Source organism: Streptomyces sp. NPDC002889, from assembly GCF_042888425.1.
In the GTDB taxonomy this organism is placed as follows: Bacteria; Actinomycetota; Actinomycetes; order Streptomycetales; family Streptomycetaceae; genus Streptomyces.
Genome location: NZ_JBIAPT010000009.1, coordinates 166,869 through 190,306 on the forward strand (window position 1 = coordinate 166,869; position 23,438 = coordinate 190,306).

Sequence of the window (23,438 nt, forward strand, 5' to 3'; positions counted from 1 at the left end):
GAACAACCTATGCGGCGACCCTCACACCGGCCCGGTCCGGTGCGGTGGCCAGGCGGCGCTGGCGCTTCGGCATGCCGAAGGTCGGGTGGGCGATGCCCCACCCGGCCCCGGTGAGCACGCCCGACTTGAGCCGCGCGGCGGTCCGGCCGCCCAGGTACCAGGACTTCGACCGGACGTCCCCGTCCACCATCTGGAAGATCGCGTCCCGGCGCCCGAGGCTGATGTGGTTGCCGTGGTACTTCAGCCCGGTGGTCGGGACCTCGCTGCCCGTCAGGCGCGCGATGATCGCGGCGGTCGCCTGCATGTTGGTGAAGCCGGCCGAGGCGCAGGACATCGGCAGTGGCAGGCCGTTCTCGCCGATCGCGTAGGCGCAGTCACCGGCGGCGTAGACGTCCGGGTGCGAGACCGAGCGCATGGTGCGGTCGACGACGATCTGGCCGGTCTCGGCGACCTCCAGGCCGCTGGCGGCCGCGATGGGGTGCACGGCGAACCCGGCCGACCACACGGTCACGTCGGCCGGGATGGACGTACCGTCGGCGGCGATCGCCCGTGTCGGCTCGACGGCTTCGATGCCGGTCTGCTCGTGGACGGTGATGCCGAGCCGGTCGAAGGCCTGGCGCAGGTGACGGCGGGCCTTCGGGGAGAGCCAGGCGCCCAGCTCGCCGCGGGCGGCGAGCGCGACCGAGAGGTCGGGCCGGGACTCGGCGAACTCGGTGGCGGTCTCGATGCCGGTCAGCCCCTCACCGACGACCAGCACGGTGCCGCCCTCGCCCAGGCCGGCCAGGCGCTCGCGCAGACGCAGCGCCGAGGACCGGCCGGTCACATCGAAGGCGTACTCGGCCACGCCGGGGACGCCATGGTGGGCTACGGAGCTGCCGAGCGCGTAGAGAAGCGTGTCGTACGCGAGCTCGCCATCGCCGTCCTCGCCGGTCACGGCGACGGTCCTGCGCTCGGGGTCGACGCCGGTGACGTGCGCCAGGCGCAGCCGCACCCCGGTGCCCGCGAATACGTCGGTGAGCTTGCGGAACGCGAGGTCCTGGCCGATCGCGAGCTGGTGGAGCCGCATCCGCTCAACGAAGTCGGGCACGGCGTTGACGACAGTGATCTCGGTGTCGGCGGGGGAGAGCCGGCGGGCCAGGTTTCCGGCGGCGAAGGCCCCGGCGTATCCGGCGCCGAGTACGACGATGCGGTGCTTCATGGCGTTGCTCCTGTCTCGTTCGCGTGCCCTTTGAACGAGACGGCGCCCCGATTGCTGACAGGATCCGGGTGTGACGCGGGTCACCGAACCAAGACGAGCGGCTGAGCCTCCGACAGGCGCTTGGGCTTGTTGAGCCGAAGGTCCGTTTCGCCAACGGCGAGGCCGCCAAAGGACGGGAGCAATTAAGGGAGTACGAGACACGGATGTGGCAGCCACTGTCTGGGAGTGGCCGACGGACGCGTCATGAAACTCAAATGGATGTGACGAATCGCGAGTAGTTGAAACCCTGATCTTCAACCTCGGAACGGCTCGATCAGCGAGTATCGAGCGTGCCCGGAACGGTAGTGCAGCGGGCGGGTGTGTGGGTAGGACAGCGCAATTCGATTGGTGGGTTGCTGAAGACTGGCCGTGTCGTGATGGGCGGGAGCCAGTTCTCACGAGGAGGCGGTGGGACCACCCGGAGGATCTTGCGGCCCGAGACGCCCTTGGGCGATCACGACCGTATCGTTAGTGATCGAATCCCCCCTCGGACACCAGCGAGACCCCAGTTCATCTGGGGTCTTTTGCGTTCCGGGAACCTTGCGTCAGGGGCGGTCACAGCCTGGGCGCGGCCCTTTTCACGCGCGGTCGGATCAGGCCCGTGTCACGTAGGGTTCACAGCGGATCACGGGTCCCGCGCTCCGCAGACGCTTCCGCCGGACGAGTGCCACAGGATCGGCGGGACAGCCGGCCGCGCGAGCCACTCTCCGGTATCTCATCGTTGCGGTGCATCTCTTGTCGCGGCCCACGTGGCCTGGTCTTGTGTACGGCGAGCGATCACGCATTCCGCGTGGTGACGAACGTGTGGGGACAGGCGTGGAACCAGTGGCCGGCCAGGAGGCGCGACGCACTCTGCCCGACGGACTCGCCGACGCGATACGCGGGACCGCCGAGGAGATCGCCGCGCTGCTGCGCGGGGTCGCCGACACGGGTGCTCCGGTACCCCGGTCGCAGTGGAGCGTCGGGGAGGCGGCGGCGCACCTGGCACAGGCCAACGAGCTGATGGCGGACATCGCGGCCGGGAACGAACGGAGCCACGGCGACGGCACACCGCAGAGCCTGGCCCAGGCCAATGAGCGCGCCCTGGCCGAGTTCGCGGAGCGCGGGGCCGGTCCGCTGGCCGACATGATCGTGGCGCAGGCCGGCGCCTACCTCAAGGCGATGGACCAAGGCCCGGCGGAGGAGGTCGTGCTCACCCCGTTGGGCCCGATGACCCGGGCCGTGCTGGGCTCGTACCTGCTGACGCACATGCTGGGCCACGGCTACGACCTCGCCCTTGCCGTGCGCCGTCCGCACATGATCGACCGTGCCCGGGTGGAGCTCGCCCTGCCCTTCATGATCACGGCGATGCCCCGGGTGACGAACGCCGCTGCCACCGCCGGCCTGACCGCGTGCTACAGGGTCCGCATGCGGGGCGGCACCGGCTTCGGCGTCACGTTCACGGACGGCGCGGTGGAAGTGGATGCGCAGCCGCCGGTCCGCCCCGACTGCACGATCCTCATCGAGCCGGTCACGTTCCTCCTGATGGCGCTGGGCCGTTGCGAGCCGTGGGGCGCGATCGCCGGTGGCCGAGTCCTGGCCTGGGGCCGCAGGCCCTGGCTGGCGCCCCGCTTCCCGACCCTCTTCACGGCACCGTGAGCGCGGTTCCTGACAGGAGGCGGGAGCGGTGCGATATGCCGCCTTTTGCCTTCATCGGACGGCAGGTTCCGAGGGACGACCACTGGACGGTTTCGACAGGCATTCGTGCACGAGGCTGTTGACCACGATCGAGAAGCAGCCGTGCAAGCGGGCGATCGACTCCGGAAGCAGCGGCGTCCCCCGGTCCGTCTCGGAGGCAGCCGCTGCAGCGACCCATGTGCGGCTGGGGCGCCGCATCTTCTCAGGCAGCTGAGGCAGCGTCACCAACCGCGTCGGGATGGGACCGTCCGGAGATGCCGTGGGGTGCGCTGTCGTCCTCAAAGCCCGCCGGCAGGGCCACCCCGTCCGCCGGCGGGTCTCGACACTGCCGGACACCATGGCTCCCAGGACCGGAATCCATCCCATTGGTAAGGAATCCCGGGCTTGCGCAAACCCCTGACTCAAGTGATCGACGGAGGATGAGGATGAGGATGAGGATGGGGCCCATGACCTCCATCCTTTCGACGCAGTCCGCCATCCCTGCCGGCGCTCTCGCCGCCGCTCCGCAGCCCGCGCTCCTCGCTGCCGGCCTGGTGCTGCGGCCTTGGAACACCACGGACGCACCGGTGTTCTTCGCCGCCTACCGGGACCCCGCGATCCAGCGCTGGCACACGCGTCGGCCCGCGTCCGAGGGCCAGGTGTGCGAGTGGTTCGGCGGGTACCGTCGGGACTGGGCGCAAGAGAAAGCGGCCCACTGGGCGGTGACCCGGGACGGTGGCGAGGTGCTCGGCCGCGTCGCGCTGCGCGGCATGAACCTCGATGACGGCGTTGCCGAGTGCGCGTACTGGGTTCTTCCGGCCTCCCGCCGCGCCGGCGTGGCCTCCCGCGCGCTCAGCACCGTGAGCGCCTGGGCCCTGGATGAGGCCGGCTTCCACCGCCTGGAGCTGGACCACTCCACCCGTAACGAGGCCTCCTGCCGGGTCGCCGCCAAGTCCGGCTTCGTCCTGGAGGGCACCAAGCGCAGTGCCGCCGTCCACGCCGACGGTCGGCACGACATGCACCTGCACGCCCGTATCCGGGGCGACAAGCAGGTCGCCTAGCCTGGGCGTTTCATGACGAGGGAACGGAACACGAGTATGGGCGAGCGACCGGAACCGGCGGAAGGGACCTCCATTGACAATCTGACAGGGTGTCAGTAAGTGTGAGCCGCATGGCGAAGATGCGTGTGCGTCTGCTCGGTGTCCTCATCCTCGTGACCGCCTCGCCGGCCGCCCACCTGGCCGATGGAGTCACCTCGTCCGCCGCCGTGCCGCTGCCCGGCTCCCTGTGGTTCGACCAGCCCGCCGCCTCGTCCTTCACGGTCGAAGGCGGCCGCTTCGTCGACGGGCTCGGCCGTGAAGTCGTACTGCGCGGATACAACGTCTCCGGCGAGACCAAACTCGAGGAGAACCGCGGTCTCCCCTTCGCCTCCGTCGCCGATGCCGAGAAATCAGCAACCGCCCTGCGCGCACTCGGCGGAGGCAACACCGCGCGATTCCTTCTGTCGTGGGCCCATGCCGAACCCGTACGCGGCCAGGTCGACCGGCAGTATCTCGCTGCCGCCACCGCACAGATGCGAGCCTTGCTTCGGGCCGGTATCCGCGTCTACCCCGACTTCCACCAGGATCTCTACTCCCGGTACCTCTTCGACGAAGGCAGTTGGTACACGGGCGATGGGGCACCCAAGTGGGCGGTCGAGGCGGGCAATTACCCCAAGGAATCCTGCGGGATCTGCTTCTTCTGGGGACAGAACATCACCCAGAACCAGGCCGTGACCCAGGCGACGTACGACTTCTGGCACAACAGGGGCGGTGTGCAGGACGACTTCCTCGCCACGGCTCAGACCACCATGACGTACCTCGCCGGGCATCTGTCGTCCGAGGAGTTCGCGGGAGTGGCGGGCTTCGACCCGTACAACGAACCACACGCGGGGACGTACGACTCCGGCCGGAGCAGCCGCGCCTGGGAGCGTGACGTGCTCTGGCCCTTCTACGAGAAGTTCCGCGCTCGCATGGACGCGGCCGGGTGGCGGGACAAGCCCGCATTCGTCGAACCGAACCTCTTCTGGAACGCCAACCTGGACTTCCAGAAACAGGAGGGCGGCCTCCTCGACGCGGGAGCGGCGCTCGGCCCCCGGTACGTCTTCAACACCCACTTCTACGACCAGAAGGCCATCTCCGGCATCTTCATGTGGGGCAAGGCGAAGGACGGCCAGTACGCAGGTGACTTCGGTACGGTCCGCGACCGCGCAACGGGAGCGGGGACGGCGGCGATCGTCAGCGAGTTCGGCCACCCGCTGTCCGGGTCGGTCTCCGACAAGGCGCCGACGGTCGGCAAGGCGATGTACCAGGCACTCGACTCCCGTCTCCCCGGAGTCAGTTGGTGGTCCAGACCGAAGGACTCGGGCCCGGTCCTGTCCGGCACCCAGTGGCAGTGGGACATCCACAACGGCCGCCACCACGAACCGATGAACGGCAACCCCGACAAGGTCCTGACCAAGGGCGACGCCTGGAACGACGAGGACCTGTCGGCGGTCCGTCTCGACGACGAGGGCCGGCCGGTACTGCGCCAGGACGCCCGCCTGCTGGACCGCCTGTACCCGACCGCGACCGCGGGCCGCGTCCTCGCCTTCACCTACGAGGACCGCGCCCGAGACGGCTCGACCACGCTCACCTGGAATCCGGTCCCGGCGTCGCTGTCGCGCGTGCGCGAGCTCGTCGGTTCGGGCCAGTACGGAGTCCTGCTCTGGCGCTCGGACGGCACCTCGGCCCCGACGGAACTGCACCTCCCGGCGTCGTTCGCCACGGCGCGGACGACGGTGGTCTCCGACCTCGGCACGGTCCACGGCCCCCCGTCGTACGACAGGGGCACCCCCATCGCCGTGGCCCACGAAGCGGGTGGCACAACCAGCCGCCGCCTTCTGCTCACCGCGCAGAAGGCCGACGACCTTCACTTCGCCCTGATCACCAACGGCGCGGCGGCCCCGACCGCCGACCTGCTTCAGGCGGCGCGCGCCGAACTCGCCGCATGGGCGCCGGCCCGGTGAGGTCCTGAGCGTGCGGCTCACATGAGGTGTGCCTCGACGGTGAATCCGGGCGCCATGACGCCGTTCAGGCATTCCGCATGAGCGCCGAAGAACTGTCGTGTGTCCACATGTTCCACCGTCAGCTCCATTGCCACATAGTCGGTCGCATCGAAGGTGTCGCGGCCGCACACGCAGCAGCGAAGAGGTTGTTGCGTCATCGAGGTCATCTTTTGTCGCCGTCCGATGCGGTCGAGGACGTCCCAGGACCGGGACAGTGTGACGTCGCCGTCGACACGGCGGGACATCTTACCCGCGCAGGCAGCGTCCTCCGCGAAACCGACGGCCGGAGTGTGGAGCCAAGCGTTCCCACGCTGAGATCATGATCCGCTGGGCGTGATCGGCGTCATGGTCCGCCGGCTCACTTGAGGACACACCGTCAGGTGCCAGGGTCCGCGTCCCTTGCACCGCACCATTTCGGGGACGAAAGCGGGCCCAGTAGGCGATGATCACCGCATGGAGCGTGTCATCGACCTCGACGAAGCCGCCGCCGCTGTCGCGGACCGCCAGTCCGCCTGGCAGGCCGCAGGACTGGTTGCCGAGCCTGTGACCTGGCGCGACGAGGCAGCCTCGTGGCCGCAGCAGCTGGAGACGGACAGATCCCGGGTCACTGACCCCGACTCGATCGGCGTCCACGTGCACGGACCGCAGGAGGCCGAACTCATCGTCGTCCTTTACCGCGGCGGGTGGGCCGACATCGACTACATGGCAAGTACCGATGACGCCGGCGTGCTCCCTGCCCCGGTGGTGGGCTCCGCCCAGGCGTTTGGATCCCTGCTCGACGCCTGTGTGGCTCGGGTCTTCGCTCCTGGCACAGTCTCTCTTGACGGCCCAGCGTCTGCCAACAGGGCGAACGTTGCCTGACGCGGCACCGGATATCGCAGCCTTGTCTACGGCCGTACTTGAACCAGGGCGTGGGTGCCGCTGGTACGCCACTCCTTCTCGGAGGCATCGAGGGCGGTCAGCGTCTCGTTGCTCAGCCCGACGACGACGTCGGACTTCAAGGTGCGCAGAGTCGCGACCGGTCCGGGGAAGTAGGACGTCAGGTCCGTGAACGGCGTTGTCGCATCCCACAGCTGGTCGCCGACGAGACGTCGGTAGTTGAGGTCCCCCTTCACGAGGGTCAACGAGCACGCCCTGAACTGCTCCCGCAGGTCCTCGGGCATCTCCTTGTACGGCAGGGGGGCGCAGAAGAAGGCGTGGGCGCGGACGTCGAGGCGTCCGGATCCCATGGCAGCCCACAGGCGCTTGCCGATGACGCCGGCCTGCCCCGGGGCTTCGACGAGGCGGCGCAGGCAGTCGATGACGTCGGCGAGGGTCGCGTCGGAGACGTAGTACGGATAGGGCTTCACGTGCAGAACGACGTCAGCCGCGTAGCCGTGCCGGAGCAGATGGTCGATGAGGATCAGGTCGGGAATGAGTTCGCGGCCGGCGTTGTCCGCCACCACAGCGACGGTGGCAGGTTCTCCGCCGGCGAGGCGTGACCACAGAAGAGTGCTGTCGTCCGCGACCAGCTTCGTAGCGGTGTCGCTCTGCGTTGCCCGTCCGGCCGCGAGACTGAAGCCCAGGTCGGCGCGGTTTCCCCAGAGCGACGACTGGAGGAGCATCTCGGCTTGTTGGTCCGCCGGCTGGGAGGGAAGTGCGTCGAGTGCTCGAAGCTCTTCGTCCACCAGTGCGCTGCGCAGTTCGGCCTGTTTGAAGGGACCGAAGAGGTCCACACCCTGCCAGGGGCCGGGATCGAAGTATCCGGTGGCCGCGAGGAGCTTTCGGTAGAAGTAGCTCTCGGCCCACAGGAACGGGGCATCGAACCACGATCGTCCGAAGTGTTCGCGTCCCCATGCCGACCAGACGTCGTGGTCGTGAGCGGAAGCATCGAGGGGTTCGACGACACCGTTGGCGGTCTCGTCCTGCAGAGCGTCGAGCGCCTGGTGCTGTCGGGGGCCGTACGGAAAGGCATCGCGAACCTGCTGGATCAGGGCTGGATGGCGCTTGTCCAGGACGCCCCAGGCGAACGAGCCAGGCTCATTGCTCAAGATCACCGGAGCACTGGGCGGGAGGGTCTGTCCGGGCCTCGGGTCGGGCTGGTCGTCCGAGGCACGGGAGGTCCTTGCTGTCATGGTGACTGAGCCCTTCGCAATGTGTCCGCTCCGGTGCTCGCGGGGAGGCCGGGCACTGATCGGGTCAAGGCTACGGCCGATGTCCGTGCGGTGTCCTGGCCCCGAGCAGGCGTGGCTGACCGATCTGCGGAACACCCGCTACTGATCGCTGGCCGAAAAGGCCTCCTTGGCGGCGCCACCGACTGCTTCCACACTGCCGATCGGATGCACCACAACGGGGAGAGGGTCGCGATGCCCAAGCCGAAGGGACGCCGCACCAAGGCACAACGGAAGCGAGAACTCCAACAACGCGGGCTCCTGACGGCGGGTGCACTCGCAGTGGTGCTCTTCCTGCTGTGGCAGTCGCCATGGCTTCTGCTCGGCATAGCCGCAACGGCAGCCTCAGGCACCATCGCCTGGGTCCTGCGGACGACCCACCAGCGCGAGCGTGCCGGTGACCGCACCTGGCGCGCACAGGACCGCCGCATGGAACTGGAACGCTCCATGACCGTCATCGACGCGATGACCTGGCAGGACTTCGAGCACTACGTGGCCGAACTCTGCCGCCGTGACGGCTGCACCGACGTCACCGTGGTCGGCGGCTCCGGCGACCTTGCCGCGGACATCCTCGGCAACCTGCCCGACGGCCGCCGACTGGTCGTACAGGTCAAGCACTACGCACCCCACCGCAGCGTGCCCAGCGGGGACATGCAGAAGTTCGTGGGCATGGCCTTCGCAGAGCACCACGCAGACGTAGCCCTGTTCGTCGCCACCTGCCCCTTCGGCAAGGCAGCCGGAGAACTTGCCGCACGACACAATGTCGTAGCCATCAACCGCAACCTCTTCGGCTCATGGAACAGCGGCGCCGGCTTGGAATCCCTCATCCCGCTCAGCGGCACCGGCGACGGCCTTCGGACACGGCGAAACCCTCGCAGAGGTCAGGCCGGCACGGCGTAGCAGCCGGGATCGGGTGAGCGTCGTCGATCTGAGCGCGGAACCCACGCAAGCAAGTGGACAAAGCACATGGAATACAGGCGTCCTGCCGCTGAACTCATCGCCCGGGAGGAGTTCCCGGGACTCGACCACTGGGGCACGCCGTTCATGCTCAGCCCGGCGAACTGCCGGGTTCGGAGGATCGATACCTCAGGTCGGAAACGCTGCCGTACGGGTGAAGCTCCCGCACGTCACTGCGATGTGAGGCCGGTAGGGCCGGTACGACGGTCGCCTGGCCGATGTGCGCTGGGCCGTCGGCCGCCGCTGCGAGGGAGTAGTTGTGCCTGCGCCAAAGACGTTCGATCACAAGGTCGATGAGTACAGCCTGCCGTTCGCGTACTGGATGGTGCGGGCCGCGGAGCTCGCCTACCAGGACGAGGCCCGGATCGAGGAGCAGGCGCGCGAGTGGGGGTTCGACCGGGTGCGTCATCACCACACCCGCTTCACGCCGCCGTTCCCGCTCGAGGACACCCAGGCGTACACGATGGCCGGGCGGGACATGATCGTCACCGGTTTCCGCGGTACGGAGCCGGTGCAGATCAAGGACTGGCTCTCCGACGCCACCACCCCGCCGTGGCCCGGTCCGGGCAAGACCGGGTACGTCCACTACGGCTTCGCTCAGGCGCTGGAGTCCGTCTTTCCGGGTGTCGAGAAGACGATCGCGGAGTTCCGTGACAGCGGGCAGAGTGTCTTCTTCACCGGGCACAGCCTCGGCGGTGCTCTCGCGATGCTCGCGGGCGCGTGTCTGTTCATGGAGGACCCGCGGCTGCGGGCCGACGGCATCTACACCTTCGGGCAGCCCCGCACGTGTGACCGTCTGCTCGCGGCGGCTCACAACAAGGCCTTCACGAAGCGGATGCATCGCTTCGTGAACAACAACGACATCGTGCCGCACCTCCCGACGGAGCCCGCCTTTCACCACGTCGACGCACTGCACTACATCGACTCGAACGGCAGGCTGCGCGAGGCGATGCCACTCGTCGGCACGCTGACGGACCGGGCCAAGGGACTGACCGGTGACGTGTTCGCCCCTGCGGGCGACGGCATCAGGGACCACTTCATCCACGAGTACGTGGCCGCCCTGGAGAAGAACCAGCCCTGACGAGCTCGAGTCGCTTCGTGCTGTCTGGGGGAGGTTCTTGTTGTTCCGCGCTTCAGCCGAGACGATCATGGCCATGGCACTGGACAGTCCGCTGTCTGTTCCTGCACCCCATGACCGGGCGAGCCCGGGTCCTGGCCGACCGCTTTGCCGCGTGGGAGCTGACGGACGAATCCGCCGTGCGGGTTTCGGACCTGCCCGACGCGGGCGATCGATGCCTCTCCGGCGAGGCACGGCGGCACGGGCGAAGATCGCACGTCACCGCCACCCCAGCGGATCGGCGCGGCGCAATGGAGGCGGGGATTTGTGCCGTGTCTACGGGCAGGTCTCGTCCGTCTCCACCGCGCCGACGTCGATCGGTGTGTCCGTCGAGACGGTCTCTCCAGGCGCTGGTTCCTGTGTGCACACCTTCCAGTTCCGGTCGAAGACCTGCTGTCGACCGGCACCGCTGCTGTCGTGTGCCGTCAGCATGAACAGTCCTTTGATCTGTGCTGTGTCCTCCGCCTCCTGAAGTCCCATGCCCACGAAGTCCGGCATGGTGACCTCCCCGGTGCCGTCCTCCGGTTCGGAGGTCACGGTCTCGGTAACGACGGACTCGGGCTTGTCGGAGGACATAGTGCCGCCTGCGCAGGCGGTGAGAGGCAAACAGCCGGCGAGCAGGACGGCGGCAACGTATCTGGTACGCATGAGACCCCCCAAGGTCTGTGGTGAGCCGACCGTAGCGACGGGTGTGCGGCAGGACGGGCACCGTTGCCGAACTGCGATACAGCAGGAGTAACCGACACCGAGGCGAGACGGGTTCAGGAGACCCTGCGGGCCGCCGCAGCGCGTGCCTTGACCGGAGCATGCCCACTGCGGTGCCGCAGGTCGTACAGGGCGGCCGCCGACGTCGCGGACGCGATGACCATACCGGCCGTCGGGCCCAGCAGAATCAGGACCAGCCATGGGGTCACTCGCCCCTCGGCGAGGAGTTGCACGGTCAGGAGCAGCCCCGCTGCGGCCAGGCAGCTCACTGCGGTCTGCGTGCGCCGGCGGAACACAGTGTCGTGCGGAGCGAGGGCGGCACTGGCCATGCCGCAGCCGTACAGCACGAACCCCAGCTGACTGACCAGGGTGAACAGGGAACTCGGCGCGAAGTCGGAAAGGAGCCGAGCGGCCGTGGAGATTGCCCCCGCAGTCATCCCGAGCGTGACGAAATGGCAGAGCAGCCGCAGTAAACCCCGCATCGGTGAGGACGCCAGGGTCACGCTGCCCGTGCCGTAGCCGGCTCCTGAGGCACGGCGGCGCATGGCGCGCGGAGGGCGCCGAGCGGTGAGCAGGCCGAGGGCGCCGGCAAGAGGCAAGGCGAGCGCCGAGGCACGGAGGTACACGGCCGCGCCGGCCGGGAGCGCCGTAGGGAACCCGACGACGACAATCAGCGCCCCGTATGCGGCGGTCAGTGCCATCGTCGGGCTGCGGCGCAGTCGCACTGCCTCGCAGCCGAGGGTCAGCAGCGCGCAGAAAGCGATGACTGCCGCCGATGTCAGCGCCAGACCGAGCGCGGGCGTGCCGGTGAAGGCATGCCACAGCATGAGGGCGGTCTTGTCGTCGCGCCGGGTGATCGGCCCTGGGTAGATGAGGCAGCCCAGACACAGTCCGGCCCAGAGGCAGGCCGCGAGCCCTGCCAGGCGGGCGGCCATATGCAGGCCGAGCGCGGGGAGACCGCCCCAGGCGAGGATCGAGTACCGCACCCCCAGGGCGACCACGGGCCCCGCCACCAGAAGGAAGGGCAGGGCCGTCCAGGCGTACACCGGCCGGAGCGTGCTCACATCCGCCAGGTCGAGGAGGCCTGTCCGGAGCGCGAGCATCATGAGTTCGAAACTGTGCCCGAGAACAAGGTTGACGGCGAACGAACACAGGCAGCCGATCAAGGTCAACTCCCATCCCGTGAACTCGTCCGCGAGGACAGGACGGACCAGGGCGGCTCTTCTGCGTGCCAGGGAGGGGTGGGTGCCGAACGGCCACGCAGATGTCTCGCCCGCCCGCCCGGGGCGTGACCCGGCCAGTGTGCAGACGATGTCGTCGAGGACCTCCCGGGTGGTTCCGCCGCTGCTGGAAGGGCAGGAGGCCGCGAACCTGTCCGCGTGCAGCTCGCGCGACTGAAGGAAGCTGTTGCGCGCGGCGTAGACCACGCCGGTGAGCAGGGCAAGTCGCAGACACAGCTCTCGCAGGCTCGTGGCATGGTCCGCGTATCCCGTCAGGGAGAGGCAGAAGGCGCCGGCGACGAGGGCGACGAAGCCCCACCACAGCGCCGTGACGGCGAGCGTGACGTCGAGGTCGCGATTGCGTATGTGACCCAACTCGTGGCTGACCAGAGCCTCGAAGACGTCTCGACCGCTACTGAGTCGGAGCTTGTCCGCCAGGCCGCCGGACACCTCGATGTACCGGCGGCCCCGGTGTCCGAACGCGACGGCGTTCACGGACGTGTCCACCACGTTGACCAACACCGTGGGCGCGTTCACGCCGGCGACTGCCGCGAGATCGTGTACCGCGATGTCGACCGCGCGTGGGGGTTCGCGCGGATCCGCGGCCTTCAGGCGGCGGCAGCGAATGCTCAGGTGGGGCAGCAGCCAGTACAGAAGAAGCGCTCCGCCCGCCAGCGCTGCCACGGCGAGGGCCGCACGGTGTTCCGGGCGGTCGACGGGTTGCTGGTGACAGCGCTGCTCGACAGCCCTGTTCACCTCGGCGCGGTAGACGTCCGGAACGACATCCCTGCGCCAGAAACGCAGTTCAGCGGCGCGCTCTTCCTCATCCGGGGTCAGGGGCAGCAGCTCGAGGTAGACCTCTCGTACCTCGTTGGCGCACCTGGTGTGGGCCCACGCGCCCCGCGCGTGCTCCGCGGGTTCGGCCGGGAAGGCGATGGCCCCGGCTGCGACGGTAAGGGTCAGCCAGAACAGCAGCGCGCGCAGAAACACGGCGGTGGTCAGCTGCCGTCAGCCGCACCCTCGCCGCCCGTGGAATCGTCGTCCCGTTCCGGTGCCGGGTCGGGCGGTCCAGGCTCCTCGGGGGTGTCCGGGGGAACGGAGCCGGGCGTGTCTTCGCCATCGGCCAGGTGCTGGACGAGCTTCACGAGCGTAACGTCGGCGACCCGCCGGGCGAGCTCCTCGGGAGCAGCGCACTCCAGGGCGGCGGACAGGGCGATGGCGCGCCACTGCGCAAGGTCGGTCGCGCTGAGACCGGCAGGCCCCGCCGTCGGCGTACCCCTGTCCGGCGCGGCGGCCTGCGGGAGGGGGCGAGCCTGGCGCCGCCCGCGTCGGCGTATCCCTCCGATGGCCCGCTCCAGTCTGGCACCACTGTGGTGGCGAGTGCCCCCAGCAATGCACTGGCGACTGCCAGAGCGACCGGGGTCGCCAACTCCCCGGCCAGTCCTTGGGGGTCGAACTGATTGGGGCGAGGAACGGTCCAGGGGAGGCGCGGGCGGAAGTGCGCCGCAGCGCGCTGGTCGAAGTCCGGCGTTTCGTGATCTGCCACCGAGCCCACCACGCTCCGTGCGAGCTCTTGCGCGAGGTGGCGGCGATCCCGGGTCAATCTGGGAGATGTCGTTTCCATGTGTCTCTCCCCCCCTGTACTCGGAGACCGCCTGCCCGCACTGCGATCACTCTACGGATCGCTTCTGTCGCCTGACGTGAACAAGTATGTGGTGCGTTGTCGCACCTTGTGCGGGAGTCCGGGAAAACGCGCGGTGTGGTACCTCACGGATAGGCCGTGTTTGCCTGTCGAGCCCGCAACAGGGACGCCTGGCCAGGCAGGAGACGTCCTCTCAGGGACGGTGGAAAGCGGAGTCTCAGCAGCATCGGGGGCATCCGCCCCGGAGGATGCCCCGGCCGCTGCCCCTCCTGGTCGGTCTGCGCACACCGACAGGCTCAGCCAATCCCGCTCCAGCGGCCGGATCGGACGTCACCGCCATACGCGAGGCGTTCCCGGAGCTCCGCTGCGAGATCCGGCAGGGAAGCGAGCCCGTCGGCGGCGGTACCCGAGTCGCCAGGACCTGTACGCACCGGGCATGTACCCCTGTCGTCGCTGGTCAGCGAGGTGGTGCGCCGCCAGGCTGAGTGGCGTGATGAGCGAATCCGTACAGGTCCATATGCCCTCTCAACCAGTGGCGCCCGCACCACAGTTCACGCAACTGCTCAGCGCCACGCGGCACGGAGCCCGGCTCGCGCGACTGCTCACCGTCGAGCAGATCGCACTGTGGGGATGGCCGCGCGACAGTGAGCGTGCGGAAGCCGCCGCGGTCGTCGTGGCCGAGCTGGCCGCGAATGCCGTCGCGCACGGGCGGCTGCCCGGCCGGGGATTCCGGTTGAGTCTGATCCTTCTGCCGGACTCCCGGCTACGGGTCGAGATCACGGACCCGCGCGGCGACCGTCTTCCCGTCGTGTCCCGGGTACCTGATGAAGGAGGGCGTGGTCTGGTCATCGTGGACGCACTGGCCGCCGACTGGGGCGTACGGCCGTATCCGCCGTCCGGGAAGACGGTCTGGGCCGAGGTCTGCCCGGCGCGCCAGTGCCCGTAGCAGCGATCGTCAGCCGTTTCGTGCGACGCCGTTCGCCGGCCTTGCTCTGGTCCCGTTCCGTCGGCCGCGCGCCGGCGGGAATGTGGCGCGTGGCGGAGTCGGCCGCCGGTCTTGCCGCGGGTGCGGGCGGCTGCAACCCGCACCCTGTCCAGCTTGTTGATCTCCGCGTTACTGGGGGGCGCGGCGAGGCCTGCGTGGAGCGCGGGGCTGCTGAAGGGGCGCTGTCCGGGAGGCAGGCACCAGGTCCCACCACCAGGAAATCGACGGGATGTCCAGCGGGTCGGAGCTGTAGTCGGTCGGCTGGTCGGAGAAATGCGAGGAAAGGGCGGCCGGGTCGTCGGGCGTGGTGTAGCGCAGGGAGCTGACGCTCCAGTCCTGGGTCGCCCGGATGAAGGAGGCGAGGTTGCTGAGGTATTGCCGCATCTGGGGGCTGCCCTCGTCGTCCAGCTTCGCGCGCAGGCTCAGGAAGAGGCACATCACCCGGTCGCGCTGGGCTATTGCCCTGATCAGAGCCTGGTCCGGGCTCAATACGTACTCGTGCTCCAAAACCCGGATGACGTTGAGGTAGTAGTTCGTTCCGCGGCTCTCCTTGTGGTGGGAGTAGATGTCGTTGTCCCACGTGGTGATGAACGAGCACATCTCGGAGGCGGCCCGCACCGCTTTGCTGTCCCGCTCGTGCGACTGGAGCTCGAATCCGTAGCCCATCTCGAGGAACGGCTGCACCACGGATGTCGCGCCGTCGTAGAGACGCATCAACGCGTAGTCGTTCAGCCCGGGAACCCGGCCCGTGGCCCGGTGCTCGGCCTCCCACACCACGGCGAAAAAGTATTCGCGCAGAGTGTCCACCCAGCGCCCGGCCTGGAGAGCGGTTCCGCAGCGGGAGACCCGCAGCGTGAGGTCCCTCAGCCCCTCGGCGAGGGGATCGTCCGTGAGCATGGGAGCCTCGGGGTTCTGCGCAATGCGCAGCAGCCGGTTGAGGGCCGCCGCCAGCTCGCCCGGCTTGTCGCCCAGATTGCCTTCCTCGCAGTAGCCGTCGTCCACGCCGAAGAGCCAGATGACGAAGTCGGAGAGAAGGGAGACGACCTCCTCCTGCCCCTCAGGAAGGATGCGCGCGGCGAAAACGCCGATGTCCTGGGTGACGAGGCGGCTTCGCCACTCGGGTGTTCCGATGTTGAAGGCGTCGGCCCAGGCGGCGGTCCGGGCGTCGATTTCTGCATGGTTCGGGTGCACGGCGGGAGGGATGGGAGCGTATATGGGGGGAACTGCCAGTGCAGGCCTCACTCGTGATTACCTTTCAGTCGTTGGCGCGCGCGAGCACTCTGGGGGGTGCGTACAGGCCATGGCCAGAACTGCACGGTGGGTGATCAACTAGGGGGAATAGTACTGAGCGGAAGTCTGCATCCCAAGGGCTGCCGGAGGGCCACCCTTTCCCTCGCTCCTACGGTCGGCCGCTGGGTCGCGATGCCAGCTGGCGCCCACAGGCTTGTTCGGGGCCGCCCGGCGTGTTCATTTGGAGCGTCGCACGCTGGGGAGGGTGCTCATGCTTCTCCCAGGGGCGATGGTCGGTGCCGAACTGGTTCAGTCTCTCCGCGGCTGAACTGTCATAGGGATGCTGTCGGCGTGGACCACTGCTGAAGCGACTTCCTTGGGTCGATGGCCGGGCTTCGGGGTGAACTGCCACCGGGCGAGCAGCGTGGCAATGGCGATGGTGGCCTCAGTCCAGGCGAACTGGTCCCCGATGCACTTGCGGTTGCCGGCGCCGAAGGGTACGAACGCTTCGCGCGGGATGGCGTCCCGGCGCTCGGGCAGCCACCGGTCGGGTTCGAAGGTGTCGGCGTTCACGTAGACCGCCGGATCGCGGTGGATGGCGTAGAGGCTGAAGCCGACCTCCGTTCCGGCGGGGAATTCGGTGTCGCCGAGCACTACCGGCTCGGTGGTGCGGCGCATCAGGAAGGTGACCCCGTGCAGTCTGATGGTCTCGTCCAGCACGCGGCGGATCCCCTCCAGACGGGGCACGTCCGCGATGGTGACGGGCCGGTCGCCGACGACCTCCCGGATCTCGGAGAGCAGCTGCTTCTCCACCTCGGGGTGGTTCGCCAGCTCATGAAAGGTCCAGGCGAGCGTGGCGGCGGTGGTCTCGACTCCTGCATACAGAATGGTGCTGAGTTCGTCGCGGACCTCGACGTCGGAGAGCGTCTTTCCGTTGTCCGCGTCCTGGGCCGTGAGCAGCATCGACAGCAGGTCGCCCCGCTCGGTGTCTCCCGAGCGTCGGGTGTTGGCCACCACTTCATCGATCACCACGCGCAGCGCCTTGCTCGCCGCATCGAAGTCGCGGTTGGCACGGATCGGCAGCCGGTCCAGGAGCTTGGGTGACCCTGCCCGTATCAGCAGGTTCTTCATCACGACGGGCAGGTTGACGCGAATGGCTTCGACTGCCGGCAGCCCGATGTCCGTCGAGAACAGGGTCGATGTAAGCGTGTCGATCGAGTATTTGGCCATCGCATGCTGGAGGTCGATCACCTGCCCGGGTTTCCAGGAGTCGGCCAGCTCATGGGCGTGGCGGCTCATGAGCTCGGAGTAGGCCGCGATGCGGTCCTTGGAGAACATCGGCTGGATCAGCCGCCGGTGCGCGCGGTGCACCTCGCCGTTCGCGTTGGCCAAGCCGTTGCCGGCGAGCGGCCGCAGCCGGTCGAAGAAGCGCCCCTTCTCGAAGCTGCGTGCCTGCCTCACGGTCACCTCGTGGACCAGCTCGGCCGACGTGAGCACGTACGTGGGCATCGTCCCGAAATCGATACGGACCAGGTCACCGTGCTGCCGCAGCGACTTCACGAAGCCGAGGGGATCGCGCCACAAGGCCAGAGCGTGACCCAGAAGCGGAACCGCTCCAGGAGCGCGTGGAACCGTCTGCAAACCAGCTGACACCAGGAACCCTTTTCTCTCTAGGTCGTGCACCTGCCGGAAATGGGAAGATCCCATCACCAGGTGGGTCCTCAGTGTGAGGCCACAGATCGTCAAATGATCGTATCCAGGCCTGAGTTCGGCACAAGACCGTCTGCTTGGGCGGTATGGACCACAGATATGCTGCGTGAGCTCCTCTACGCCATCTGTGCGCGACATCCCCCGCGCCGCTGCTTCCCGGAGGCCTCGTGACCACCCCGTACCCAGACTCGTCAGGCATCTCGGCCGAGGCGCTTCCGCCTCCGGGGTGCCCGGCACACGCACTCGGTTCTGGGGTGCGACGGATGTACGGACCGGAAGCGGAGGAGCCGTACGCGTTCTACGCCAAGCTGCGTCGGGAGCACGGCTCGGTGGCGCCCGTGCTGCTTCCCGGTGACGTACAGGCATGGCTGGTACTGGGACACCGGGAGAATCTGGAGGTCATGCGGTCGCCCTCCCTGTACTCCAACGACTCCCGCATATGGAACGTCCGGTTGCAGCCCGACTCCCCACTGCTGCCGATGACCGCATGGCAACCGCTGCTGGCTTTCGCCGACGGCACGGAGCACGCACGACTGCGGGCGGCAGTGACAGACGGCCTGGCACGGTTCAACCGGCACGGAATCCGGCGCTATGTCGTGCGCTACACGCACCGGCTGGTCGACAACTTCGCCAGCACCGGCAGGGCTGACCTGGTGGCGGACTTTGCCGAGAAGCTGCCGATCCTCGTCATGGCCCGGCAGTTCGGCATGCCCGAGCAGGACGCGCTGCCGCTGGGTGCAGCCGTGCGTGACATGGTCAAGGGCACCGAAACGGCGCTGCAGAGCAATCAGTTCGTCGTGGGTGTCTTGCAGGAGCTCGTCAAGCGGAAGAAGGAGCAGCCCGGCGAGGACTTCGCCAGCTGGCTGCTGCGGCACGAGTCGGCTCTCACGGACGACGAGGTGATGGAGCACCTGCGGCATGCCATCGTCGCTGCGACCGAGAACAGCACCAACCTGATCGCGAACACGCTGCGGATGGTGCTGACCGACCGGCGCTTCCGCTCGAGCCTGTCCGGAGGTGCGATGACCCTGCCGGACGCGCTGGACCAGGTGATGTGGGACGCGCCGCCGCTCGCCGTGGTGCCCACCCGATGGGCGACCGGCGACACACGGCTTGGCACCCAGGAAATCAAGGCAGGCGACCTGGTGATGCTGGGCCTGGCGGCCGGCAACGTCGATCCCGAGATCCGGCCAGACCTGTCCAGGCCCGTGCACGGCAACCGCTCGCACCTTGCCTTCAGCAGCGGGCCGCACGAGTGCCCGGGCCAGGACATCGGGCGGGCCATCGCGGACACGGGAATCGACACGCTGCTCGCCCGACTGCCCGATGTCCAGCTCTCCGTGCTCGAGGACGATCTGCACGTGACCGGTTCCCTGGTCTCCTCCCGCCTGGACAACCTGCCCACCCGCTTCACGCCCCAGCGGCCGAAGAAGGAGAGTGCCGGCGGCCCGTCCTCGCCATCCTCCGCCCAGCCGCTGCCGGCTGCCGCGCCTCCGGTCGGCCCCGAGCCCGCGCCGGTCGCGGTCGCGGTCCGCAAGCCGTGGTGGCGCAGGCTCTTTGGCTGACGCCAGAAACAGCCGTGGGGTCCGGATCACGAGATCCGGACCCCACGGGGCGATGCGGAAACCGCCGCTCGCCCGGGTTGTTCGGCGGCCCGCGCCGCTCAGGCAGTCACGGCTGCGTCCTGGTCCACCGACAGCGCACCGGTCGGCGTTCCGCCCCCGCCGTGCAGATGGACCGGCAGGGACTGGTAACCCTGGAGTGAGATCGATGTCAGGCGGGCAGGCTCGGAGGCCGGCCTGAGGTCGGGGTAGCGGCGCAAGAGTGCACGAAGCGCGATCTCCGTTTCCATCTTGGCCAGCCGCGCTCCCAGGCAGAAGTGCGCACCGAACCCGAAAGACACATGCTCTCGGCTCGTGGTTCTCGCGATGTCGAATGCGTCGGGCTGCTCGTGTCGGCCCGGGTCCCGCCCGGCCGGTACGAGGCTGGCGAGGACGGCGTCACCCTTGGCAACCCGGACGCCCGCGATCTCTGTGTCCTTCACCGCGTACCGCAGGATGACGTGACGCACGGGAGGGGAGTAACGCAGACCCTCCTCCACCACATTGGCCCAGGTCTCACCGTCGTCGGCGCCCCGGGCGGCCGCCAGCATGACCGGATGCCGCAGGAGGGCATGGACGGTGTTGGTGATCGAGTTGATCGTGGTCTCGTGTCCTGCGATCAGCACCAGGAACAGAGTCTCGACCAGTTCCTGCTCGCTGAGACGATCCCCCTCATCCCGGGCCTGAATCAAAGCGGTGGTGAGATCGTCCCCGGGATCAGTGCGCTTCCAATCGATGAGCCCCGACAGGGAGCTGTAGATGTCTGCCACAGCCACCCGGATGTCATCGTCCCCGGTGGCACCCTTCTGAGGAGTGACGAGGCGATCGAAGCGGCTGCGCAGCTCGCCGACAGCCGAGTCCGGTACACCCAGGACGTGGCAGATGACTGCCACGGGCAGCGGGAAAGCGAACTGTTCCCGCAGGTCGACGGTGCCATCAGGACTGCTCGTGGCCGCCAACCGGTCCAGCAGCTCCTCAGCCGTCTGCTCGATACGTGGTCTGAGCGCCTCGATGGGCGCCCGCGCGAAGGCAGAACTCACCAACTGCCTCAGCCTCCGGTGATCCGCCCCACCCAGGTGGAGCATTCCAGCACCACGCACCAGGGCGATCAGTTCCCAGTCATCCGCTATCCGGCCATCGGCGAGCGCGGGCCAGTAGGCGGGATCCTTCGTCAGGTCCTCGTGACCGAGAGCCCGCTGCGCCGTTGCGAGGTCTGTGGCTGCCCAGGCCGGTACCCCTCCGGGTAATTCCACAGCGACCAGCTGGCCGAGCGCGCGGAGCTGCTCCGCCTCCTCCACGGGGTCAGCATGGGGATCGATGGGGTAGCGCTTGCGGTTCGTCAGGTCCACGGACACTCCAGCGTTGGGACAGAGGGGTTCGGACAGAGGTGTGGCGCCAAGCGGTTCCGACTCAGAGTCTGCCAATTCGCGCCATGGCCAAACGAGACTTGAGGCCGCTACCAGCCGCGCTCGTCGTCGCCGACCGGCGGCTGCCCGCCCGCCCGTGCCGGGCGGCTCCGTGCGGAGGATCTCCGGTGCGCCGCCACGCGCCTGGTCGGACACTGCGACCGTACGCCACTCCCGCCTGCCCTCCGCGACTGGCTGCCAGGCGCCCCGCCGTGCGGCTCCCGCAAGTGCGTCGGCCAGGCCATGGGCGCGTAGACATCGGTGCGGTCGGTCGCTGCCTCAGCCGGTGGTGCGGTAGCAGTGAAACGAACCGGCCGAGAGTTTCAAGGCCGGGCGCCAGCTGTTGAGGACCGCGGCCGAGGGCGCGAACAGCGGTGTCGGGAGGGCGTGGTGCGGGAACCACTGCCAGCGCAGGATCTTGTCCGGCTCTCGCACTACCGGTTCGCCCGTCGCCGAGGAGGCCAGTGCCGCACCCGTGACCCGTGTGATGCCCTGTTCGCCGTCCAGCAGCAGGGCGCCGATGTGGATGCTGTCGACGGACGCCCGGATCCCGGTCTCCTCGGCGAGTTCTCGAGCGGCGGCTTGCTCGAAGGTCTCACCGGGGTCGACCTTGCCGCCCGGGAGCTCCCAGCTGCCGTTGTGGCCGAGTCCGAGGAGGACGTGCTCCTGCCTGTCGTCGAGGACGATGACCCCCACGCCCGCGAGACCGTTGGGCGTGGGGAAGGCACGTTCCGGGCGGTCGGGCGGAACAGGGCCGCCGGTCATCGTGCACCTCCGTGGTCCGTGGTCCTGGCAGGTGCGATGCTGTCAGATTTCGGTGCGGTGCACCGCATCGACCAGCGAGGCCAGGGCGGTGCCGAGCGCCTCGAGCCCCGGTCCGGCCGGGCCTCCCGGCTCCTGCATGTACACGTCCCGGCGGATCTCGATCATCAACGCACTGACGCGCGGGTCCTTGCCGTAGTACCGCAGGGGGACATAGGTACCGGCGAACGGACTGTTGATTCCCGTGCCGCTGAAGTCCGCGAACGCCTTCTCGGCATGGGCAAGCAGCTCGGCCGGCGTGTGGAAGTCATCGGTGCCCAGGCAGATCGGCGGACGAGGCCCGTCGCCGTGGAGCTCGTAGGGCAGCCGCTCGGTCGGATACGAGTGGACATCGATGATCACGGCCCGCCCGACCGCCTCCAGCCGGTCCGCCACAGCTGCCGTCATTGCCGCTGCGTAGGGATGGAAGTAGCGGTCGATCAGCGGTTGCCCGTCGAAGCCGTCCGGGCGCAAGGTCTCCCGGTGCGTGGTCTGCGTGTAGACCGCGCCCATGCCGACGGCGAGCATCTCCTCGCGCTCGTCCGGGAAACGCTCGGGGTCGATCACCAACCGGGAGAGGTGGTTGACGAACCGCCAGGGTGCAGCTGCAGAGGCAGCCGCTGCACCGGCGGCGATCTCCGCCGTGTGCGAGTCGGTGATGTGGGCGAGTTCGAGCTCGAGCGCGCGGTCGTCCAGCACGATGCCGTGGCGAACGTCCGCCGGTACGGCCCACGAGGAGTGCGGGACGTGCAGGATCACCGGCGAGTCGGCGGCACCGGGCAGGAGCTCGAAGGAATCGGGGGTGTGGTTCATCGTGGTCCTCATTGCCTATCCGCGGGCCAGTACATGACCGGGAATTTGGGCGATCACAGGGGGTTCACTCTCCCCGGCGTATCCGAGATGCAATTCGAAACGGGCCCTGGTGGCCAGCACGTAGTACTCCATGCGCAACGACGCCGACGTCGGGTCGGTGCCCGCGTCCGCGTGCGTGTCCGGCACCACCACGGTGTCGAAGCCGAGCCCCTTGGCGCTTGCGCGGTTGACGATCACGATGCCGGGACGGTTGAGATCCAGGGTCCGGTACCGGCCACCTGTCGCCTTGGACGTGTACATCTGCGGCTTCAGGCGCCGAGACCGCTTTTCGAGCCCCGTCAGCAGGTCCTGTTGACTCCGCAAGGAATCCAGAATGACCCCGATGCTGCGGCGAGGATGCAGTTCGGCCATTCCGACGAGCAGCTCGACAAGAGTGCTCGGTCGGGAGAGCGAGTGCAGGCGCGGGGGCGGACCATTGCGCTCCGGAAGCGGCGGTGAGACGGCGCCGACGTGGAAGTGCGCAGCCAGTTCCGCGATCTGCCGGCTGTTGCGGTGGTTGGTGGCGATCTGGCGCGACCGGCAGCCGCCGAGCGCGTGCCCGATCTCCGCCAAGGTCGAGTGGGCGTCGGTGAGGCGCTGGCACTCATCGGCGTACACCGTGATCCGCGCGCCCAGTACACGGCAGAAGCGGTAGAACTGCGACGGGAGGTCCTGTCCTTCGTCGATCACGAGGGAGAGCCCCGGCGTCGGTTCGGTGAGGGCCACCTGCTCGAGGAAAGCGCTCCAGTCGTACCAGCCGTCGTCCGTCCCGGGCGCGTCGACGCCGGCCCGCTCGCGGTACCACCGAGCCAACCACGAGTGCGCGGTCGCGACGACGACGCCACTCGCCCGCGGCCCGAGGGCGGAAACCAGCGGGGTCAGCGACTGCCGCAGCAGATTGGACCGCGTAAGCAACACCGTCGGCACACCGGTGAGGGCGAGCATCACCGCACGCTGCGCGGCCAGCACGCTCTTCCCGCTGCCTGGCGGCCCGCTGACCACATGGTTGCCGTCGAACGGCAGGTCGTCGAGAGAAGCCCGCTGGCTCCGGGTGAGATCCAGATAGGTGAGGGTCATGTCCGCA

Annotated in this window: 19 protein-coding genes; 8 read left to right on the top strand and 11 right to left on the bottom strand. The window is 68.5% G+C overall.

All coding sequences use genetic code 11. The annotated features are described in order from the left end of the window. Window positions 1-7: 7 nt before the first annotated feature. Window positions 8-1,198, bottom strand: a complete 1,191-nt coding sequence (locus ACFYWI_RS15740; RefSeq protein WP_389231390.1) for an NAD(P)/FAD-dependent oxidoreductase — start codon at window positions 1,196-1,198, stop codon at window positions 8-10. A gap of 855 nt (window positions 1,199-2,053) precedes the next feature. On the opposite strand from ACFYWI_RS15740, the gene ACFYWI_RS15745 reads away from it, so the two are divergent. From ACFYWI_RS15745 to ACFYWI_RS15755, 3 genes are all read left to right on the top strand, one after another. Next, window positions 2,054-2,875: a maleylpyruvate isomerase family mycothiol-dependent enzyme gene (locus tag ACFYWI_RS15745; protein ID WP_389231393.1), complete on the top strand. Its 822-nt coding sequence runs from the start codon at window positions 2,054-2,056 to the stop codon at window positions 2,873-2,875. A 485-nt stretch (window positions 2,876-3,360) separates the two neighbouring features. Next, window positions 3,361-3,954, top strand: coding sequence for a GNAT family N-acetyltransferase (locus ACFYWI_RS15750; RefSeq protein ID WP_389231396.1), 594 nt, complete (start codon window positions 3,361-3,363; stop codon window positions 3,952-3,954). A gap of 110 nt (window positions 3,955-4,064) precedes the next feature. Next, on the top strand, window positions 4,065-5,939 hold the full coding sequence (locus ACFYWI_RS15755) for an endoglycosylceramidase (RefSeq protein ID WP_389231399.1): 1,875 nt from the start codon (window positions 4,065-4,067) through the stop codon (window positions 5,937-5,939). Between the two features lie 17 nt (window positions 5,940-5,956). Here ACFYWI_RS15755 and ACFYWI_RS15760 read toward each other — a convergent pair whose 3' ends face one another. Further along, on the bottom strand, window positions 5,957-6,223 hold the full coding sequence (locus tag ACFYWI_RS15760; protein WP_389231402.1) for a hypothetical protein: 267 nt from the start codon (window positions 6,221-6,223) through the stop codon (window positions 5,957-5,959). A 208-nt stretch (window positions 6,224-6,431) separates the two neighbouring features. Here ACFYWI_RS15760 and ACFYWI_RS15765 point away from each other — a divergent pair, with 208 nt between their 5' ends. Then, complete coding sequence (locus ACFYWI_RS15765) at window positions 6,432-6,839, top strand: hypothetical protein (protein ID WP_389231405.1); 408 nt, start codon at window positions 6,432-6,434, stop codon at window positions 6,837-6,839. Between the two features lie 26 nt (window positions 6,840-6,865). Here ACFYWI_RS15765 and ACFYWI_RS15770 read toward each other — a convergent pair whose 3' ends face one another. Beyond that, the gene (locus tag ACFYWI_RS15770) at window positions 6,866-8,092 is read right to left on the bottom strand and encodes a damage-control phosphatase ARMT1 family protein (RefSeq protein WP_389231408.1); all 1,227 of its coding nucleotides are present in this window, start codon (window positions 8,090-8,092) and stop codon (window positions 6,866-6,868) included. Between the two features lie 231 nt (window positions 8,093-8,323). On the opposite strand from ACFYWI_RS15770, the gene ACFYWI_RS15775 reads away from it, so the two are divergent. Both ACFYWI_RS15775 and ACFYWI_RS15780 read left to right on the top strand, forming a co-directional pair. Then, window positions 8,324-9,028 carry a restriction endonuclease gene (locus ACFYWI_RS15775; protein WP_389231411.1) on the top strand — a complete coding sequence of 235 codons (705 nt, stop codon included), beginning with the start codon at window positions 8,324-8,326 and terminating at the stop codon, window positions 9,026-9,028. Between the two features lie 316 nt (window positions 9,029-9,344). Next, window positions 9,345-10,166 (top strand): lipase family protein, encoded by an 822-nt coding sequence (locus tag ACFYWI_RS15780; RefSeq protein ID WP_389231414.1) that lies wholly within the window; start codon window positions 9,345-9,347, stop codon window positions 10,164-10,166. Window positions 10,167-10,478: 312 nt separating this feature from the next. On the opposite strand, the gene ACFYWI_RS15785 is transcribed toward ACFYWI_RS15780, so the two are convergent. Both ACFYWI_RS15785 and ACFYWI_RS15790 read right to left on the bottom strand, forming a co-directional pair. Then, window positions 10,479-10,850 carry a PASTA domain-containing protein gene (locus tag ACFYWI_RS15785; protein ID WP_389231417.1) on the bottom strand — a complete coding sequence of 124 codons (372 nt, stop codon included), beginning with the start codon at window positions 10,848-10,850 and terminating at the stop codon, window positions 10,479-10,481. Between the two features lie 113 nt (window positions 10,851-10,963). After that, a complete protein-coding gene (locus ACFYWI_RS15790) occupies window positions 10,964-13,117 on the bottom strand; it encodes a M48 family metalloprotease (RefSeq protein ID WP_389231420.1) in 2,154 nt (717 codons plus the stop codon). A 1,145-nt stretch (window positions 13,118-14,262) separates the two neighbouring features. Between ACFYWI_RS15790 and ACFYWI_RS15795 the strand changes: the two genes are divergently transcribed. Further along, entirely contained in the window at window positions 14,263-14,715 is a 453-nt protein-coding gene (locus ACFYWI_RS15795) for an ATP-binding protein (protein WP_389231423.1), read from the top strand. A gap of 168 nt (window positions 14,716-14,883) precedes the next feature. Here ACFYWI_RS15795 and ACFYWI_RS15800 read toward each other — a convergent pair whose 3' ends face one another. Beyond that, the gene (locus ACFYWI_RS15800; protein ID WP_389231426.1) at window positions 14,884-15,996 is read right to left on the bottom strand and encodes a selina-4(15),7(11)-diene synthase; all 1,113 of its coding nucleotides are present in this window, start codon (window positions 15,994-15,996) and stop codon (window positions 14,884-14,886) included. 297 nt (window positions 15,997-16,293) lie between these two features. Then, the gene (locus tag ACFYWI_RS15805) at window positions 16,294-17,667 is read right to left on the bottom strand and encodes a cytochrome P450 (protein ID WP_389231788.1); all 1,374 of its coding nucleotides are present in this window, start codon (window positions 17,665-17,667) and stop codon (window positions 16,294-16,296) included. A 194-nt stretch (window positions 17,668-17,861) separates the two neighbouring features. On the opposite strand from ACFYWI_RS15805, the gene ACFYWI_RS15810 reads away from it, so the two are divergent. Next, window positions 17,862-19,259 (top strand): cytochrome P450, encoded by a 1,398-nt coding sequence (locus tag ACFYWI_RS15810; RefSeq protein ID WP_389231429.1) that lies wholly within the window; start codon window positions 17,862-17,864, stop codon window positions 19,257-19,259. Between the two features lie 98 nt (window positions 19,260-19,357). On the opposite strand, the gene ACFYWI_RS15815 is transcribed toward ACFYWI_RS15810, so the two are convergent. The 4 genes from ACFYWI_RS15815 to ACFYWI_RS15830 form a co-directional block, all read right to left on the bottom strand. Further along, window positions 19,358-20,644: a cytochrome P450 gene (locus tag ACFYWI_RS15815; RefSeq protein WP_389231432.1), complete on the bottom strand. Its 1,287-nt coding sequence runs from the start codon at window positions 20,642-20,644 to the stop codon at window positions 19,358-19,360. Between the two features lie 336 nt (window positions 20,645-20,980). Continuing rightward, window positions 20,981-21,466 carry an NUDIX hydrolase gene (locus ACFYWI_RS15820; protein ID WP_389231435.1) on the bottom strand — a complete coding sequence of 162 codons (486 nt, stop codon included), beginning with the start codon at window positions 21,464-21,466 and terminating at the stop codon, window positions 20,981-20,983. Window positions 21,467-21,508: 42 nt separating this feature from the next. Next, window positions 21,509-22,315 carry an N-formylglutamate amidohydrolase gene (locus ACFYWI_RS15825; protein WP_389231438.1) on the bottom strand — a complete coding sequence of 269 codons (807 nt, stop codon included), beginning with the start codon at window positions 22,313-22,315 and terminating at the stop codon, window positions 21,509-21,511. A 15-nt stretch (window positions 22,316-22,330) separates the two neighbouring features. Beyond that, on the bottom strand, window positions 22,331-23,431 hold the full coding sequence (locus tag ACFYWI_RS15830) for a DNA helicase (protein ID WP_389231440.1): 1,101 nt from the start codon (window positions 23,429-23,431) through the stop codon (window positions 22,331-22,333). Between the last annotated feature and the right edge of the window lie 7 nt (window positions 23,432-23,438).